The organism is Paeniglutamicibacter sp. NPDC012692, from assembly GCF_042901625.1.
Classification (GTDB): Bacteria; Actinomycetota; Actinomycetes; order Actinomycetales; family Micrococcaceae; genus Paeniglutamicibacter.
Map to the genome: position 1 here is coordinate 775,962 of NZ_JBIBDE010000002.1, position 18,883 is coordinate 794,844.

An 18,883-nucleotide genomic window follows, 5' to 3' on the forward strand; every position below is an offset into this window, starting at 1 on the left:
CGACGGCGTTCCTGTTGAAGTCCGCTCAAATGTACGCAGCGAAGCTGTTCGTGAAGATTCCTGACCGCCCCTGCGGTGTCAGGTGATCTCCATGCTTCAGCGATCCTGCAATCGATCGCGCCCATTGGCGAGGGCCATCCCGGGCATGAGCTGTTGACCCCAATGGCGGGGCCCTTTCACTGCACACTGCCGGGATCCTCGCCGCTTTCATGGGCGAGGTCGTTGACGTGCATCCAGTGTTTCGGACCGCGTGGCTCTGGCGGCGTGGATATCGGCGGCGCTCCCAGCTCCGATCCCTCCTCCACGGCCGGCAGGATCCTCAGACTGGTCTTGCGCCGTTTCATGTTCTCATCTCCAAAATGAAGAGTCCGATCCTCACGCCCGCTGCGAAAACAGTATAGAAAGAGTGGCGCAAGCGGGTCCTGCCTGACATGAGCCAGCAGCAGCGTTCGCGAGTCGCTCGTGGCATATCGCCCTCTCCTCATGCTGAGGGGTCCTGCACGCTGCCTTGCGCCCTGTTTCACATCCATCGAGCGTGGCTGCGAAGACATGCCCGGCAACGACGTCAGGAGATCTTCTGGCGGGCAACGACTACATTTAGGTGGGCCGCTTCCATGCACGGTTCCCATTGCACGGCTTCCTCAGGACATTTCATTGCTCTTTGGCAGGGTCCGCGACGACCGTCCCAGCGCTCATTCTCGATGCTCAACGAAGCGTTCTCGCACACGTGTTTCACGTGAAACATTCGCGCAAGTCCGCCCGGTTCGTCCGAGCAACAGGCACATTTTTCTCACCACCTGCATTTTAGCCATTCGCTTCGATCCGGCTTCTTGCTGTTCCTAAGCAACGATGCCTGGCACTATCGCAACCGGCGAAGGCTCCGCGTACTTGTTTCGACTGCGGTCTCTTTGCTGTTCCGCCGCGTGAGGTCTGCAAAGGATATCGAGTCCAGATCCCCGAGTGCCGAACCCATGCGCTTCAAGTGCGAGGCGGCCAACCCCGTTCTTTAGGCCGCTCACCCGTTGGCGGTCAGACCTTGCCATGCAACCTTCGACCCGTCGTGGTCCGGTGTGTATCGCGACCAGAAGAGGGAGGATGTCGCCAGTTGCTCCATTACCGGGGACGTGTGTGCACGGCTGTCTATTTCCCTGGCAAGACGCGTGTGGGCATCTGGAAATGGTCGCCACTAAGCATGTGCGGGGTCATGGATTCACGGCTGGTGATTCACTCGGAAGGACCTCAGCTCCAGCCTGACTCGTCCTTGTTGTTGCCCAATATCGCACGGCCCGTGGTTCTTCAAAAGTGCGTCACACCGCGTTGTTCCAACCGCCACCGATGGAGTCGCGGCCGATCCTTTTGGGCCCCCTTTCTAGAGCCGGTCCGGAATGCTACGGGGAGTTCCATTGCCTGGTCCTGTTTGTCCGGCCAGTCCGGGGTTGCCCCTCCATACGCAAATGGTGTGATTGTTTCACGTGAAACAATCACACCATTTGCGTATGGAGTGCGGCTACTTCTCTGCGCCTTCCGGGGTCAGAACACTCATGATTCGGTTCAGGTCGTCAACACTCGCGAACTCGATGCTCACCTTGCCCTTGCGGGCTCCAAGGGTAATCTTCACGTTCGTATCTAGACGATCCGAAAGCGAGTTGGCCAAGAAGTCGAGACGCTCATGACGGGGGCTTTGCTTTGGCGGCGCAGTCTTGTTTGCCTTTTCCTGCCCTGCGCTGAGAGCGACGGCCTCTTCCGTTGCGCGCACCGACATGCCCTCGTTGACAATTCTCTGGGCCAGCTGTTCGATTGCGATGGCATCAGCCAGACCCAGGAGCGCTCGAGCATGGCCCGCGGAAATGACTCCGGCGGCCACGCGGCGTTGGACCAACGCCGGCAGTTTCATGAGACGGATGGTGTTGGAAATCTGGGAGCGTGAACGACCGATCCGCTCGGACAGGACTTCCTGCGTGCACTCGAACTCGCTCAGCAGCTGCTGGTAAGCAGCGGCCTCTTCGAGTGGATTCAGCTGCGAACGATGCAGGTTCTCCAGCAACGCATCGCGGAGCAGATCCACGTCCTGGGTCTCGCGAACGATCGCGGGGATCTTCGTGAGACCGGCGGCCTGGGTTGCCCGCCAACGGCGTTCACCCATGACGATTTCATAGGGCTCTTTGTCATCTTCACGGGATGGCCGAACAACGATCGGTTGCAGGAGTCCGACTTCGCGAATGGAATGGACGAGCTCGTCCATGTGTTCTTCGTCGAAGTAGGAACGCGGCTGCTTGCGGTTCGGGTGGATCTGATCGACGGAAAGTTCCGCAAAGGTGGCACCCGGAACAGCAACTAGATCGTTGAGATCCAGTTCGTTTTCGCTCTCCCCTGCGCGTCCACCCGAGGCGGCAATGAGGCCGGGCATCTGCGCGCGACGCTTCTTGGCAGTGGCGGATTGCGCGGAACCGTTGGACGATCCGCCGTTTTTCTCTGCCGCGGCTTCTTCCTCGGTCTTCCCCGGAACGAAGAACATGTCAACGGGACGAACCTTTTTGCCGGATGCGGAAGCGCTTGAAACCTTGCGTTTCGGAGCTTCGGTACCGACAGCGGCTGTTTTGCTCGCAGCCGTCAGCTTTGATGTTTCACGTGAAACACTTTGGGGAGTTTCCTCCTCGGATCCTGCGACAGGGCTGCTGGAAATCAACGCACCAAGACCTCGTCCTAAACCACGTCGCTTCTCCGACATTGGATGCATCTCCCTTTCAACACCATTGCTACCTTGAACTCAAGGCAATTCTACTTGTAAGCGATAGATAGTTTTGGACGCGGCTCTTGGGTGTGGCCTTTTGGACCACCCGAATGTGGCCTTTGGGCCCCTACCCCAGGTAGGGGCAGCTCCACACGTGCTTAGAATCAAGATTCGTCAGAATCTTGAACAAAACAACGTGGCTTGAGTGTTTATGTAAAATCCACGTCTCATTCAGAAAATTCGAGGTCGTGCAGTCAACAAACTTGACCGCACGACCTCGTGAAAGATTAGTGGTTGGCGCGCTCCGCGATTTCAGCAGCTGCTTCCAAGTACGAAAGCGCGCCGGTTGAACTCGAGTCATATGTAATGACGGTTTGCTGGTAGCTCGGAGCTTCCGAAATTCGCACACTTCGCGGAATCAAGGCTTGGAGGACCTGGTTCGGGAAATGTTCGCGCACTTCGCTGGCAACTTGAGCTGCCAAGTTGGTGCGGCCGTCGTACATCGTCAACAGGATCGTCGAAACCGTCAGATCCGAATTCAAGTGCTTCTGAATCATCTCGATGTTCTTGAGAAGCTGGCTCAGGCCTTCCAGCGCGTAGTACTCGCACTGGATCGGAATCAGGACTTCTCGCGCGGCAACAAAGGCGTTCACGGTGAGTAGGCCGAGGCTTGGCGGGCAGTCAATGAAAACGTAGTCGAGACGTTCCATGTCGTTGGTCTCGCGGTACTTGGCATACTGGTCCAAAGCCCTGCGCAGACGCTGCTCACGGGCCACGAGAGAGACCAGTTCGATCTCCGCGCCGGCCAGGTGGATGGTCGCAGGTGCGACGGTCAGGTGCTCGATGTCCGGGCATGGGGCAACGACATCCGACAGCGGGAGATCATTGATCAGGACATCGTAGATGCTGTCCACATCAGCGTGGTGTTCAACGCCAAGGGCCGTAGAGGCGTTGCCCTGCGGGTCGATATCAATCACCAGTACGTTCAGTCCGGCGATTGCCAGTGCTGCCGCGATATTGACGGTGGTCGTCGTTTTTCCGACGCCGCCCTTCTGGTTACTGACAGTCATGTACCGAGTTGTTGGCGGCTTGGGCAACTTGCGGCTGCTCAAGCGCTCGCGGCGCTTGTGTTCACTGGCCAGCTGGCTGGCAAGCGGTGAGCTGTCGTCAGTGGTATCGAAAACGTTTGGTGCTGGCGCAGGTTCCCTCGTCACCACTGTGTCCTCTCCATCGGAATCGGTCAGTTCAACCGCTTCATCCGCATCCAGTTCCAGATGCGTTGAAAAAATTGTTTCACGTGAAACATGCCTTGCCTTAGACAAAACAATCTCTTCTGGTTGTTCTTTGTTGTCAGATGAACTGAATGAAGCGAAAAGGGCTGCAAACGGTGGAATCTTGTTGACGCTTCGCTTCAAAACGGTTCTTTCTACTAACCCAGTAGGTGGCGTTATGCCACCTGATACAGCCTATCGCTAAAGCGCTAGGCGACGTGGATACGTACCACGGTGGTCGGCTCGGCAAGAATGTCTTCGCCGACGGTGACAACTTCGGTCTTCTTGCCGCCCAAGCGGCGAATGACCTTTGAGGCTTTTTCTACTTCTTCGGCCGCCGAGCGACCCTTGATTGCCAATACGGTGCCCTTGCCATGAAGCAGGGGAATTGTCAGGCCGGCCAAATTTGTCAGCGCCGAAACCGCGCGGGCCGTAGCAAAGTCAGCGTTCACGTGATCGACAACCTGTTCGGCGCGGCCACGCATGATCGTGACGTTGTCGAGGCCGAGATCTTCAACGACTTCGTGCAGCCAGATGCAGCGACGTTCAAGCGGCTCGATAAGGGTCAGCTCAAGGTCGGCGCGGGCCAGGGCAAAAGTGAGCCCTGGCAGACCGGCGCCGCTGCCCACGTCTGCAACGTGGGCATCCTTGTCAATCAGGTTGGCAACGACCGCGCAGTTCAAGACATGGCGGGACCACAGCCGTGGGACTTCACGCGGGCCCAGAAGGCCGCGTTCCATGCCCGAAGTCGCCAAGTGCTGAACGTATCGCTCCGCAAGGCTCAGTCGGTCGCCAAATACGGTCTCGGCCGCCTGGCGTTCCTCGGCTGTAAGTTCTACTTCGTTGCTCATAAAGAGAGTTCCTTGATTCTGTGCTTAGGCGTCGTCGTTTGAAACGACGATGTGGCGACGGCTTCCTTCGCCATCGGACTCGCTGTGCATTCCAAGCGCCGCAACGCAGTCGTGCACCAGCTTGCGCTCGTACGCGCTCATCGGTTCGAGAGGTACTTCCTCGCCCGTCTCGCGGACCTTCTGGACTGCAGCTTCGGCGATGCTCTTGAGTTCGCCGGCGCGGCCCTGACGGTAGCCGGTAATGTCCAGCACAAGACGTGAACGGTTGCCCGTGGCGGTCAGTACGGCCAGGCGGGTCAGTTCCTGAAGGGAGTCCAGGATCTCTCCGTTGGAGCCGACAAGCCGCTGAAGAGCCTTCTCGTCCTCGGCTTCGCCGACGATGGAAATGTAAGTGCGTCCGCCACGAACTTCGATGTCGATGTCGCCATCGAGATCAGCAATATCAAGTAGTTCTTCGAGGTAGTCGGCGGCGATGTCGCCTTCCTCTTCAATGCTGCTCACAGCATCTTCAAGCTCTTCAACTTCGGTACCTGCAGGCTCTGAAACTACGCTCTGATCAATATCGCTCATGGCTACTTCTTCTTCCTGTTCTTACGCTGTGGCTGTACGCGCTGCACCTTGGGTTCTTCGACGATTGCGGCTGCGGCAGCTTCGTCGCTCTTCTTCTGGCCCAGCGGGGGCAGTCCCTTGGCGGCGCGGCGCTCGTTGAGTTCGCGCTCTGCCTGGGATCCCGGGGTCGGGTTGTTCCGAATGACGTAGAACTGCTGGCCCAAGGTCCACAGGTTGGTCGCGGTCCAGTAGATCAGGACACCGATCGGGAAGTTGATGCCACCGACGCCGAAGACGAGGGGAAGGATGTACAGCATGATCTTCTGCTGCTGCATGAAGGGGCCTTCGAGGGCCTCCTTGGTCATGTTCTTCGACATGATCTGCTTCTGGGTGATGAACTGCGAAGCGGTCATGGCCAGAATCATGATGAGGGCAACAATGATCACTGCGGCACTCGGGGAGCCGGAGTTGATCGTATTCAGGAAGGTGTCAGAAAGACGCGCGCCAAAAATCGAAGACTGGTCGAAGCTTTTGATGTGATCGGCCGAAAGCGCACCAATGCCCTGGTTGGAGCCGCTGGCTTTGGAAGCGTTGTTCAATACGGTGAACAACGCGAAGAAGAACGGCATCTGGATCAGCATCGGCAAGCACGAAGACAGCGGGTTGGTCTTGTGCTTCTTGAACAACGCTCGCTGCTCGGCAATCATGGCCTGCTGCGAGAGCTGGTCCTTCTTGCCCTTGTACTTGGCCTGAAGCTTGCGCAGGTCAGGCTGCAGGGCCTGCATCGCACGCTGCGCCTTGATCTGCTTGACGAAGACGGGGATCAAAGCGGTACGGATCAACAGCACCAGGAAGATGATGGACAGCGTCCAAGTCCAACCGGAATTCGGATCAAGGCCAATCTTGGAGAACAGTTCGTGGAAGGCCCACAGGATCCACGAGACTACGTACCGAAACGGGCTCAGTATCAGGTCAAAGAAGTTTGTCATTACCGGTCATGCTCCTCAGGCCGCATCTGCGGCGTCTTCGTCGGCGGGAATCGGAGGATGATTCAACACCATGATCTTTGGGGTCTTGCCCTCTGGCCAAATCCGTCTGCCTTCGGGAACGTAATCGATCCCGCCATGACTAAACGGATTACATCTTAAGACACGCCAGACCGTTAGCCCGATGCCTTTGATAGCGCCGTGTACCGTCACTGCTTCGAGGCCGTAGGCCGAGCAGCTGGGAAAGTATCGACAAACATCGCCGTAGACGGGCGAAATGATCTTTCGATAAACCATGATGAACCCAATGAGAAGGTTCCTGGGGATATCGATCAGGAACCAAACAATCCCGGTGCGGGGTTTAGAGTCCTTTTTCATGCTTGGCACCTGCCTTGCGAACAACCGATTCAAGTCCGGAAGAGACCTGCTGGCTTAATTCGTTCCAGTCGATTTCGGAGGAGCCAGGCAAAGCCCGGAACACGAAATCGAGACCGCTGGCGTTCGCAGGAATCTGCGCGGCCAATGCACGCATTCGTCGCTTGACGAGGTTGCGGTGCACGGCATTGCCAACGGCCTTGGAAACGATGAAACCAAAACGGTTATCGCCCTGGGGTTCGTCAGTACGAACCCGTGCATATAGCACTACGTTCCGGCGCCCAGTGCGGGCGCCGGAACGTACAGTGGCTGTAAAGTCCTGCGAAAGGCGCAGTCGTTGATTCTTTGGCAACACGACGTCACGCGTCGTGTCTGATAAACAAAGAACCCACGAAAACCTGCGCTATTTCAGGACTGTAGTGCTTAATGGTTATGCAGAAAGTTCGGTACGGCCCTTGCCACGGCGGGCTGCCAGGATGGCGCGGCCTGCACGGGTACGCATACGAAGTCGGAAACCGTGCTTCTTGGCACGACGACGGTTATTCGGCTGAAAAGTCCGCTTGCTCACGGTAGTAACTCCAAGACGATCATGTGATGCGCCTTACCCGTTGCTACTAAAAAGGGAAGAACAGGCCGACGCTCGTATTCGGTGGCGCCTCATGGATTGTTGGGAGCTTTCGCGATTCAGAAGAATTTCGAAGGCGTCAACAGAGCCAAAAGTGCACACATAGGACTACACAACGATAGGGGAGCCGGAGAAGGTACGTCAAATTGGGGCCAAAGCCGGCCCTGACACACCCTGTGCACAATGTGATCTTAATTGTGGATACAGCGGTTGATAATCACCGTTCCGGCATCAAAAGCAGACCTGACACGCGCATCTTAGGACTCAATATTTACTTATAAATCCGCAGATTTGCAAGCTCCCATGCGTTATCCACCACAAGTTATCCACCGACTGTGCATAACGCTGTGGATGACCGTTAGAATCTATTCGTTGGGGTTCCGTAGTTATAGTCCCCATTCGTCGACCGTTTGGTCGTCGAATTTGATTGAAGGGGCCAAAATATGAGCACGGACGAGTCGAATAGCGTCGGTAGTTCCTGGCGCCAGGTAGTACGCCACATCGAACAGGATGACCGCGTTACTCCTATGCAGCGTGCCTTCGCCGCTCTGGCTCAGCCACAGGGGCTCATTGGTTCTACCCTCTTGCTGGCAGTTCCCAACGAATTGACCCGCGATGTTCTCCAGACCCAGCTCAAGGAGCCGTTGGAAGAATCGCTGAAGTTGGTCTTCCAATCCGACATTCGATGCGCATTCAGCATTGACTCAGATCTGATCCCCGAAGAAGTGGTCGTTCCGCCTGTCGAACAGCCTCCTGTTCCCAAGGCCCGCATCAGCGACGCGTTGCCACAGCCAGCTCCCCCGTCGAATTCCCAGGAATTCGGCCGGCTGAACCCCAAATACATTTTTGACACCTTTGTCATCGGCTCATCGAACCGTTTTGCCCATGCAGCAGCCGTTGCCGTTGCCGAAGCGCCGGCGAAGGCATACAACCCGCTGTTCATCTATGGTGATTCCGGACTTGGCAAGACCCACCTGTTGCACGCAATCGGCCACTACGCCCGGCACCTCTACAACGGAATTCGCGTCCGCTACGTAAATTCTGAAGAGTTCACCAACGACTTCATCAACTCCATCCGCGACGATGAAGGTGCCAGCTTCAAGCAGACCTACCGCAACGTGGATATCTTGCTTATTGACGACATTCAGTTCTTGGCCAACAAGGACGCCACCCAGGAAGAGTTCTTCCACACGTTCAATGCGCTGCACAATCACAACAAGCAGGTTGTGATTACTTCGGACCTGCCGCCCAAGCAATTGGCCGGCTTTGAAGACCGCATGCGTTCACGTTTCGAGTGGGGTCTGCTGACCGATATTCAGCCGCCAGAGCTTGAAACCCGCATTGCCATTCTGCGTAAGAAGGCCAATGCGGAGAATCTCTCGGCTCCGGACGAGGTCATGGAATACATCGCGTCAAAAATCTCCACGAATATCCGTGAGCTTGAAGGCGCACTGATTCGAGTGACGGCCTTTGCATCGCTGAACAACCAGTCCGTCGACATGAGCCTGGCCGAAACTGTGCTCAAGGACTTGATCACCGATGAAGGCGCCCAAGAGATCACCCCGGCGACCATCGTTGCGCAGACCGCCGAGTACTTTAACCTCACGATCGAAGAGCTCAACAGCAAATCCCGGACGCGAACCCTGGTGACCGCCCGACAGATTGCAATGTATCTGCTTCGCGAACTGACTGACATGTCCCTGCCGAAGATCGGGCAGGAACTGGGCGGGCGCGACCACACCACGGTGATCCATGCGGACCGCAAGATTCGCGAACTCATGGCCGAACGCCGCGCCATTTTCAACCAGGTCACCGAATTGACCAACCGCATCAAGCAACGGCAGCGCGAGGGCTAACCAACCGAAAAGTCTTTAACCACAGGTGTGGATAAAGCTGTGGATCATTAAGTGGACTACCCCGTCAAGCCTGCGGATAACTACCTCCCAAGCTGTGGATCCCTTAAATCACGCGGAAAGTTGTCCACGGGGTTGTGAGACTCAGTGTCACGCCCAATCACATGTTGTGCACATGCATAATCGGTGCACCCTCGCGGGCTAGCGGGCTTATCCACAGTATCCACAGGGGTTATTAACACTACTAACCCCAAATTTCTACTTCATCCAAATAACAAGACCTGTTTTGCCCCCATCCGACGAAACGACGCCCAAAGGACTTTTTGGGACGAAAATTGGAACTTCGCCGGAGGACCTCAACCGGAATGCCGGCGAAGCGAAGGCGAAAGATCCGACAGCCGATGCTGAACAAATCTCGGGCCTAGTTTTTGGATCGGATTCCAAACGGAAAATTTGGTCCACTGGTTTCCTGCCCTGGACCCAACAAGCTTTCGTCGTGAAATGAATCGGTTCACAACATTCGAGGCTTCGCCCCAAGCGCTGTCTACGGGGAATCCGGAGAACCCTCGATAGTGAGCTCCGACTCCCTTCGCGGAGGACGTTATGCTCACAATCCAAAAAACTGCGCATCCAAGAGCGTCGAGACTTAAAAGCCGGTAAGCTCAAACTCCATGTTGTCGTTCGGGCACAAGATTCGTTGCCCGAAAACGTGAGACAACGCATCACCCCACCACTTTGAGAGCTCCGCGGTTCGTTATTCCTGTCCCAAGGGAACCGCTAAGCTTGCTTTCAAGTACTGTCGACTTCGTCGTGAAAGGCGGACCACTTCGTGAAGTTCAGCGTTGAAAAGGATGTATTGGCCGAAGCCGTATCCTGGACCGCCCGTTCACTCTCCCAACGTCCGCCTTCTCCGGTGCTTTCCGGAATCTTGATCACGGCTGCCAACGGCACGGTGTCACTGGCTGGTTTTGACTACGAGATCTCCGCGCACCTCGAGATCGCAGCCGACGTCGCCGAGGAAGGTACGATCCTCGTTTCGGGAAAGTTGCTGGCAGAAATTTGCCGTAGCTTGCCGCAGTCGACTGCAACTCTTGAAACCGACGGCACCAAAGTCACGCTGTCGTGTGGCCGAAGCCGCTTCCACTTGGCAACCATGCCAGTGACCGAATACCCGGAACTTCCTGTTCTCCCGGAAGTCACTGGCGTTGTCGACGGCGAAGCCTTTGCCCACGCAATCAACCAGGTCATCGTCGCTGCCTCGAAGGATGACACCCTTCCCATCCTCACCGGCGTGAAGATGGAAATCGAAGATGACCTGATCACTTTCCTTGCAACCGACCGCTACCGTCTGGCCATGCGCGAAGTTCGCTGGAAGCCGGCACAGGCCGGAATTTCCACCTCCGCGCTGGTCAAGGCAAAGACCCTGAACGAAGTTGCCAAGACTCTGGGCGCGGCTGGTGAATTGAAAATCGCCTTGGGCGAAGGTAACGAACTTATTGGGTTCGAAAGCGGAAACCGCCGCACCACCTCCCTGTTGGTGGATGGCGACTACCCAAAGATTCGTTCGCTCTTCCCCGAAAATACTCCGATCCACGCAACCGTACGCACCTCTGACTTGGTTGAAGCCGTTCGTCGTGTCGCAGTCGTTGCAGAACGCAACACACCCGTTCGGCTATCCTTCACCGGCGGACAGCTCTCGCTGGACGCAGGAACCGGCGAAGACGCCCAGGCTGAGGAATCGATCGAGGCGCAGATCGACGGCGAAGAAATCACCGTCGCGTTCAATCCCGCATACTTGAGTGAGGGCCTGAACGCATTCAACAGCGAATTCGTTCGTTTCTCGTTCACCAGCGCACCCAAGCCGGCGATGATGACCGCACAGTCTTCCCTCGACGGATCTGACAGCGACGAATACCGCTACCTGGTCATGCCGGTTCGCCTTCCAAACTTGCCCAACTAGATCACCTCGCGGGAATCTTCCCGCCACGTGGTCACGTGTTCGACCGCTCCACGATCGCTCCAACCGGGGCGGTCGAACACACTTTTTAGTGACAATTCACGTTTCATCATCCGACCATCCCCGCTGGGGTGTGCGATCTCATAGCAGGACGTCCAGGTGTACATCTCACATGTCTCTCTCACCGACTTTCGCTCGTATGCGCAAGCCGATGTAGAGCTGGGGCCCGGCACCAATGTCCTGGTCGGTTCCAACGGTGTCGGGAAAACAAACATCGTCGAGGCCATCGGCTACCTGGCTTCCCTGTCCTCGCACCGCGTCACGAACGACGGCCCGCTGCTGCGTTTCGGGACCGAAAGGGCCCTTGTCCGGGCACGCATTCATCGGGCAAAGCAGGTCACCACGCTCGAAGTCGAAATCACCGCCGGCAAGACCAACAGGGCACGCATCAACCGGGCGAATCCGGTCCGTGCCCGCGAAATCCTCGGCATCGTCCGCACCGTCCTTTTCGCCCCGGAAGACCTTGCACTCGTCAAGGGAGATCCCTCGAACCGCCGCAGGTTCCTCGACGAATTGCTGGTTGCGCTGCGCCCTGGAGAGGCCGCAACTCGCGGCGACTACGAACGGGTGCTCAAGCAACGCAACGCCTTGCTGAAATCGGCACGTGCCGGCGGAAAACTCTCCACCGCACACGAATCGACCCTCGACGTGTGGGATACCCACCTGGCCCAGACCGGGGCAAGGCTGTTGCGCGGGCGGTTGGACATGCTGGAATTGCTGTCCCCCTACATGGCCGCCGCGTACGCATCCCTCGCCGACGCCAACAAGACCGCATCTGCGTTCTACCAATCGACGATCGTCGACGATTTCGACGAGGAATCCGCGCCAAACCCGGACACCGTTGCCGAAACAGATCCGAACCTGGTTGCCCCGTCCGCGCTGTTGGATGCGACCCAGCCCGAACTCGAGGAAATGTTCATTGCGGCGCTGCTCAAGAAGCGCGGCAAGGAACTGGAACGCGGAATCACCCTGGTCGGCCCCCACCGCGACGACGTCCTTTTGCGTTTGGGTTCCGCACCCGCCAAGGGCTACGCATCGCACGGCGAGACCTGGTCGTTGTGCCTTGCCCTGCGGCTGGCCGCCTACAAGGTGTTCGGCCAGGACGATCCGCGCCCCGGTGCCGGACCGATCCTGATCCTCGACGACGTGTTTGCCGAGCTGGACGCCACCCGCCGAAGCCGCCTGGCATCGATCGTCGCCGGGGCCGAACAGGTCATCGTCACCGCCGCGGTCGCCGGGGACGTTCCCGAGGAACTCGGCGGAACCTTCCTGAAGGTCAGCCCGGGCCAGGTCCACTCGTGAGCGAGCAAGATCCGCACAAGCCTGAGGCCCTCGACGCATCGCGCGCCATCCTCAACAGGATGCGCGAGGCGGCGCAGAGCCGCGGCGAAGCGCGGATCGATGCAGCCAAGGCCGCAAAGTTCGAGGAAAACGCCGCCGCGCGAAAGCAACGCCGCAAGGCCAGCAGCGCACCCGCAAAGTACTCGGACGGGCGCGATCCGCAGGAAATCGGAAACCTGTTTGGCAAGATCGTGCGCGACCGCGGGTGGAGCGCCCCGGTCGCCGTCGGTTCGGTGCTCTCGCGCTGGGCCGAGCTCGTCGGCCCGCAGATCGCCGAGCATTGCACCCCGGAGTCCTTCGAGGATTCCACCGTGGTGGTGCGCTGCGACTCGACGACCTGGGCCACCCAGATGCGCCTGCTCTCCCACGAACTGCTCAAGCACTTCGACAAGGAACTCGGGCAGGGCGTGATCACGGTCATCCGGGTCATCGGCCCCACCGCACCGAGCTGGCGCCACGGCGGACGCAGCGTCAAGGGCCGCGGTCCGCGCGACACCTACGGCTAAAACCCGAAGCGCGTAGCTGGCTCACTGGCGCTCCGGGAGGCCTCGGGGTACATACCCACCCGTTTAAGGATGAAATGATCGTTCCTATGCGCATTTGGTGGCCATTTACAGCATGTTGTGGGTGGTCAATGCCCGGAAAATTTGGTGCCACACGGTAGAATCGAGAGCAGAGCGTTTCCCCGCGCGGGCGAGACGCTGGTTCACGATCGGGCACCTCCGGTGTTCGGCCTTCCACTGTTTGAGGAGTCTGTAGCACCTGTGTCTACCGATAACACCACACCCCAGGAACCAATCGATTCCGTCGAAGGCAGCGCAGCACCCGCGGCCGAGCAACCTGAAGATAGCGTCAGTGGACGGGTGGAACACACCTACGGCGCCCAAGACATCACGGTCCTTGAGGGGCTCGAGGCTGTTCGCAAGCGCCCGGGCATGTACATCGGTTCCACCGGACCGCGCGGGCTTCACCACCTTGTCTACGAAGTCGTGGACAACTCGGTCGACGAGGCCCTAGCCGGCCACTGCGACCACATCAAGATCAACATGCAGGCCGACGGCGGTGTCCGTGTCGAGGACAACGGCCGCGGCATCCCCGTGGACATCCACCCCACCGAGGGCAAGCCCACGGTCGAGGTCGTCATGACCATCCTGCACGCCGGCGGCAAGTTCGGCGGCGGCGGCTACGCCGTTTCGGGCGGCCTGCACGGCGTGGGCATCTCCGTCGTGAACGCGCTGTCCTCGCGCGTCGAGACCGAGATCCGCCGCCAGGGCAGCGCCTGGCACATGTCCTTCGCCGACGGCGGCAAGCCGCAGGGCACCTTGGTCAAGGGCGAAGCCACCGAAGCCACCGGCACCACGCAGACGTTCTACCCGGACGCCTCCATCTTCGAGACCGTCGAGTTCGACTTCGAGACGCTGCGCGCCCGCTTCCAGCAGATGGCCTTCCTGAACAAGGGCCTGCGCATCACGCTCACCGACGAGCGCACGCTTGCCGTCGACGCCGACGAGATCGCCACCGAAGAAGACGAGATCAACGACGCCACCCCGAAGCACCGCGTCGTCGACTACCTCTACAAGGACGGCCTGCTCGACTACGTCAAGCACCTGAACTCCTCCAAGAAGGTCGAACTCGTCCACGAGGACGTCATCGCCTTCGAATCCGAGGACACCACCAAGGGCATCAGCGTCGAGGTCGCCATGCAGTGGACCAACGCCTACTCGGAGTCGGTCCACACCTACGCGAACACCATCAACACCCACGAGGGCGGCACCCACGAAGAGGGCTTCCGCGCCGCGATGACCTCGCTGATCAATCGCTACGCCCGCGAGAAGACCATCCTGCGCGAAAAGGACGAGAACCTCACCGGCGACGACATCCGCGAGGGCCTGACCGCCGTCATCTCCGTCAAGCTTTCCGAGCCGCAGTTCGAGGGCCAGACCAAGACCAAGCTCGGCAACTCGATCGCCAAGGGCTTCGTCCAGGGCGTGGTCAACGAGGAACTCGGCGACTGGCTCGAGCGCAACCCGAACACCGCGCGCGACATCATCCGCAAGGCCCAGCTCGCCTCCCAGGCACGCCTGGCCGCGCGCAAGGCCCGCGACAACGCCCGCCGCAAGTCCCCGCTGGAATCCTTCGGCATGCCCGGCAAGCTGTCGGACTGCTCCTCGAAGAACCCCTCCGAGTGCGAGGTCTTCATCGTGGAGGGCGACTCCGCAGGCGGCTCGGCCAAGCGCGGACGCAACCCGCACACCCAGGCCATCCTGCCGCTGCGCGGCAAGATCCTGAACGTCGAGCGCGCCCGCCTGGACCGCGCACTGGGCAACAGCGAGGTCCAGTCGATGATCACCGCGTTCGGCACGGGCATCGGCGAGGAATTCGACATGGCCAAGCTGCGCTACCACAAGATCGTCTTGATGGCCGATGCCGACGTCGACGGCCAGCACATCACCACGCTGCTGCTGACCCTGCTCTTCCGCTTCATGCGCCCGCTGATCGAAAACGGCTACGTGTACCTGGCCATGCCGCCGCTGTACCGCATCAAGTGGTCCAACTCCCCGCACGAGTACGTGTACTCGGACAAGGAGCGCGACCACGCGCTGACCACCGGCGCGGCGAAGAACAAGCGCCTGCCCAAGGACAACGGCATCCAGCGCTACAAGGGCCTGGGCGAGATGGACTACTCGGAACTCTGGGACACCACCATGGACCCCGAGCACCGCACGCTGCGCCAGATCACCGTGGACGACGCCGCCGCCGCGGACCAGATCTTCTCCGTGCTGATGGGCGAGGACGTCGAATCGCGTCGAAACTTCATCCAGCAGAACGCCAAGGACGTGCGCTTCCTGGACATCTAGTCCGGATCCCGCCACTCCCCCGCGTTCACACACAGACTTTTGACTAGAGGAAGAAATCGATGAGCGATCAGACTCCCGAAAACCCGCAGGACGGCGCCGGCGCCAACGAGGAAATCGTTGAGGGCGCGGTGATCGACGACGCCGTGGCCGTTCCCGCCGGCCACGACAAGATCGACCAGATCGACCTGCAGACCGAGATGCAGCGCTCCTACCTTGACTACGCCATGGCGGTCATCGTGGGCCGCGCGCTGCCGGACGTGCGCGACGGCCTGAAGCCCGTGCACCGCCGCGTGATCTACGCGATGTACGACGGCGGCTACCGCCCGGAGCGCTCCTACAACAAGTGCGCCCGCGTGGTCGGCGAGGTCATGGGCCAGTACCACCCGCACGGCGACACCGCCATCTACGATGCGCTGGTGCGCCTGATCCAGGACTGGACCATGCGCTACCCGCTGGCGCTGGGCCAGGGCAACTTCGGCTCCCCCGGCAACGACGGCGCCGCCGCCCCGCGTTACACGGAAACCAAGATGTCGCAGCTGGCCATGGAAATGGTCCGCGACATCAACGAGGACACCGTCGACTTCCAGGACAACTACGACGGCAAGAACCAGGAACCGACGATCCTGCCGGCGCGTTTCCCGAACCTCCTGGTCAACGGCTCCTCCGGCATCGCCGTGGGCATGGCCACCAACATCCCGCCGCACAACCTGCGCGAGGTCGCCTCCGGCGTCCAGTGGTACCTGGAGAACCCGGAGGCCGGCCGCGAGGAGCTGCTCGAGGAACTGATGCTGCGCATCAAGGGTCCCGACTTCCCGACCGGCGCCATGATCCTGGGCACCAAGGGCATCGCCGACGCCTACCGCACCGGCCGCGGTTCCATCACCATGCGCGCCGTGGTTTCTGTCGAGGAACTCCAGGGCCGCACCTGCCTGGTGGTCACCGAGCTGCCCTACCAGGCCAACCCGGACAACCTCGCCGTGAAGATCGCCGAGCTGGTCAAGGACGGCAAGATCACCGGCATCGCCGACCTGCGCGACGAGACCTCCGGCCGCACCGGCCAGCGCCTGGTGATCGTGCTCAAGCGCGACGCCGTGGCCAAGGTCGTGCTGAACAACCTGTACAAGCACACGCAGCTGCAGGACAACTTCTCCGCGAACATGCTCGCGATCGTCGACGGCGTGCCGCGCACGCTCTCGCTGGATGCGTTCATCCGCCACTGGGTGACCCACCAGATGGAAGTCATCATCCGCCGCACCGCCTTCCGCCTGCGCAAGGCAGAGGAGGAGGCGCACATCCTGCGCGGCCTGCTCAAGGCGCTGGATGCGCTCGACGAGGTCATCGCGCTGATCCGCCGTTCCCCCACCACCGACGCGGCACGCGACGGGCTGATGGAACTGCTGTCGATCGATGAGCTCCAGGCCCGCGCCATCCTCGACATGCAGCTGCGCCGCCTGGCAGCCCTGGAACGCCAGAAGATCCAGGACCGCCACGCCGAGCTCGAGGGCATGATCGCCGAATTCAAGACGATCATCGCCGACCCGCAGCGCCAGCGCACCATCATCTCCGAGGAACTCGCCGAGATCGTCGAGAAGCACGGCGACGACCGCCGCACCAAGGTGCTCATGGGCTACGACGGCGACATGAGCGTCGAGGACCTGATCCCCGAAGAGGAAATGGTCGTCACGATCACCCGCGGCGGCTACGTCAAGCGCACCCGCTCGGACAACTACCGCTCGCAGCACCGCGGCGGCAAGGGCATCAAGGGCGCCGCGCTGCGCGGGGACGACGTCGTCGAGCATTTCTTCGTCACCACCACGCACAACTGGCTGTTGTTCTTCACCAACCACGGCCGCGTGTACCGCACCAAGTGCTACGAGCTTGCCGAGGCAGGCCGCGACGCCAAGGGCCAGCACGTGGCAAACGTGATGGCCTTCCAGCCGGACGAGCACATCGCCCAGGTGCTGGACCTGCGCGACTATGAGCAGGCCCCGTACCTGGTGCTGGCCACCCGCAACGGCCTGGTGAAGAAGACCCGCCTGGCGGACTACGACACCAACCGTTCGGCCGGCGTCATCGCCATCAACCTGCGCGAGGGCGACGAGCTCGTCTCCGCACAGCTGATTTCCGAGACCGACGACCTGATGCTGGTTTCCCGCAAGGGCCAGTCGGTGCGCTTCACGGCCACCGACGAGGCGCTGCGCCCGATGGGCCGCGCCACCTCCGGCGTGACCGGCATGAAGTTCCGCGACGAGGACGAATTGCTGGCGGCCGACGTCGTCACCGAGGATTCCTATGTGTTTGTCGTCACGGAGGGCGGCTACGCCAAGCGCACCAGCGTCGAGGAATACCGGGTCCAGTCCCGCGGCGGCATCGGCATCAAGGTCGCCAAGCTGGCCGAGGAACGCGGCGATTTGGTCGGCGCGCTGATCGTGCACGACGAGGACGAAGTTCTCGTCGTCATGGAGGGCGGCAAGGTCGTCCGTTCCGACGTGAACCAGGTTCCGGCCAAGGGCCGCGACACCATGGGCGTCATCTTTGCCAAGCCCGACAAGAAGGACCGCATCATCGCGGTGGCAAAGAACACCGAACGCGGACTCGGAGAGAACACCGAGGAAGATGCAGTACCGTTGAACGCGGAAAAGACACAAGAAACGGCCTCCGAGGCTCCATCGGGCGAAGATAACCCGGCGGAAAATCAGGAAAACCTTGAGCAAAACGACGAGGCCACCAACGACGGAGGTAACGCGTGAGCACCCCGAATACCCCCCGCCCGGCGGGCGGCACTGGTGGCACCCGTCCCGCAGCGCCACGACAGACCCCAGTAGGCGCACCCCGTCCGGCAGGCGGAGCACCGCGTCCCGGAACGGCACAGCGTCCGGCCGGCGCCCCGCGCCCTGCCGGCTCCGCCCCGCGTCCCGCAGGGCAGCGCCCCGCCGGAGCGTCGGGTGCCCGCCCGCAGCCGCAGCAGCTGGTGCGTCCCGCACCGAAGGCCAAGGTCCGCAAGGCCCGCCTGCTGATCTCCAAGGTCGACCCCTGGTCGGTCCTGAAGATGGCGTTCCTGCTTTCGGTGGCACTTGGCATCGTTACCGTTGTCGCATCGGTCGTCTTCTGGTCCGTCCTGGACCTGACCGGCATCTTCAACAGCATCAACGGCTTGCTGCGCGAGGTCATCGGAACCGAATCGGACTTCGACCTCACGAAGATCGCATCATTGGGCCAGGTTGCCTCCTTCGCCACCATCATCGCCGTGGTGAATGTGGTATTACTCACAGTGCTTTCGATGCTTGCGGCAGTGCTTTACAACCTCTCGTCGACGCTTGTTGGCGGAATTGGCGTGACTTTGACCGACGATTAATCGTCAAAAATGCCTAGAATCCGGCCCTCGGGACACTTCGTTGAAGTCGACCCGGGGGCCGATTTGTTTCT

The 18,883-nt window shown here is 60.1% G+C and carries 16 protein-coding genes; 7 read left to right on the forward strand and 9 right to left on the reverse strand.

The features are described 5' to 3' along the window. Positions 1–176 precede the first annotated feature (176 nt). The 9 genes from ACFY5D_RS11660 to rpmH form a co-directional block, all read right to left on the reverse strand. Positions 177–344: a hypothetical protein gene (locus ACFY5D_RS11660; protein WP_387529504.1), complete on the reverse strand. Its 168-nt coding sequence runs from the start codon at positions 342–344 to the stop codon at positions 177–179. Positions 345–1,507: 1,163 nt separating this feature from the next. Beyond that, a complete protein-coding gene (locus ACFY5D_RS11665) occupies positions 1,508–2,728 on the reverse strand; it encodes a ParB/RepB/Spo0J family partition protein (protein WP_387529507.1) in 1,221 nt (406 codons plus the stop codon). A 290-nt stretch (positions 2,729–3,018) separates the two neighbouring features. Further along, on the reverse strand, positions 3,019–4,146 hold the full coding sequence (locus ACFY5D_RS11670) for a ParA family protein (protein WP_387529510.1): 1,128 nt from the start codon (positions 4,144–4,146) through the stop codon (positions 3,019–3,021). A gap of 65 nt (positions 4,147–4,211) precedes the next feature. Next, positions 4,212–4,853 (reverse strand): 16S rRNA (guanine(527)-N(7))-methyltransferase RsmG, encoded by a 642-nt coding sequence (gene rsmG / locus ACFY5D_RS11675; RefSeq protein WP_387529513.1) that lies wholly within the window; start codon positions 4,851–4,853, stop codon positions 4,212–4,214. 24 nt (positions 4,854–4,877) lie between these two features. After that, positions 4,878–5,423, reverse strand: a complete 546-nt coding sequence (locus ACFY5D_RS11680) for a protein jag (RefSeq protein ID WP_387529516.1) — start codon at positions 5,421–5,423, stop codon at positions 4,878–4,880. Positions 5,424–5,425: 2 nt separating this feature from the next. Next, positions 5,426–6,391, reverse strand: a complete 966-nt coding sequence (gene yidC / locus ACFY5D_RS11685; protein WP_387529519.1) for a membrane protein insertase YidC — start codon at positions 6,389–6,391, stop codon at positions 5,426–5,428. Positions 6,392–6,406: 15 nt separating this feature from the next. Continuing rightward, a complete protein-coding gene (yidD, locus tag ACFY5D_RS11690; protein WP_387529522.1) occupies positions 6,407–6,766 on the reverse strand; it encodes a membrane protein insertion efficiency factor YidD in 360 nt (119 codons plus the stop codon). Further along, a complete protein-coding gene (gene rnpA, locus ACFY5D_RS11695; protein ID WP_387529525.1) occupies positions 6,750–7,118 on the reverse strand; it encodes a ribonuclease P protein component in 369 nt (122 codons plus the stop codon). Before rnpA ends, yidD begins: the two co-directional genes overlap by 17 nt. A 75-nt stretch (positions 7,119–7,193) precedes the next feature. After that, on the reverse strand, positions 7,194–7,331 hold the full coding sequence (gene rpmH, locus ACFY5D_RS11700; protein ID WP_003800212.1) for a 50S ribosomal protein L34: 138 nt from the start codon (positions 7,329–7,331) through the stop codon (positions 7,194–7,196). A gap of 500 nt (positions 7,332–7,831) precedes the next feature. On the opposite strand from rpmH, the gene dnaA reads away from it, so the two are divergent. The 7 genes from dnaA to ACFY5D_RS11735 all read left to right on the forward strand — a co-directional run bounded on the left by dnaA (position 7,832) and on the right by ACFY5D_RS11735 (position 18,812). Continuing rightward, positions 7,832–9,244 carry a chromosomal replication initiator protein DnaA gene (gene dnaA, locus ACFY5D_RS11705; protein WP_387529528.1) on the forward strand — a complete coding sequence of 471 codons (1,413 nt, stop codon included), beginning with the start codon at positions 7,832–7,834 and terminating at the stop codon, positions 9,242–9,244. Positions 9,245–10,070: 826 nt separating this feature from the next. Beyond that, positions 10,071–11,201, forward strand: coding sequence for a DNA polymerase III subunit beta (gene dnaN / locus ACFY5D_RS11710; RefSeq protein ID WP_387529531.1), 1,131 nt, complete (start codon positions 10,071–10,073; stop codon positions 11,199–11,201). 156 nt (positions 11,202–11,357) lie between these two features. After that, a complete protein-coding gene (recF, locus tag ACFY5D_RS11715; protein ID WP_387529534.1) occupies positions 11,358–12,560 on the forward strand; it encodes a DNA replication/repair protein RecF in 1,203 nt (400 codons plus the stop codon). Between the two features lie 59 nt (positions 12,561–12,619). Beyond that, positions 12,620–13,105 (forward strand): DciA family protein, encoded by a 486-nt coding sequence (locus ACFY5D_RS11720; RefSeq protein WP_210001863.1) that lies wholly within the window; start codon positions 12,620–12,622, stop codon positions 13,103–13,105. Positions 13,106–13,363: 258 nt separating this feature from the next. Then, on the forward strand, positions 13,364–15,457 hold the full coding sequence (gyrB, locus tag ACFY5D_RS11725; protein ID WP_387529537.1) for a DNA topoisomerase (ATP-hydrolyzing) subunit B: 2,094 nt from the start codon (positions 13,364–13,366) through the stop codon (positions 15,455–15,457). 59 nt (positions 15,458–15,516) lie between these two features. Then, a complete protein-coding gene (gene gyrA / locus ACFY5D_RS11730; RefSeq protein WP_387529540.1) occupies positions 15,517–18,207 on the forward strand; it encodes a DNA gyrase subunit A in 2,691 nt (896 codons plus the stop codon). Beyond that, on the forward strand, positions 18,204–18,812 hold the full coding sequence (locus ACFY5D_RS11735) for a DUF3566 domain-containing protein (RefSeq protein WP_387529543.1): 609 nt from the start codon (positions 18,204–18,206) through the stop codon (positions 18,810–18,812). The genes gyrA and ACFY5D_RS11735 overlap by 4 nt, the downstream gene beginning before the upstream one ends. Positions 18,813–18,883 lie beyond the last annotated feature (71 nt).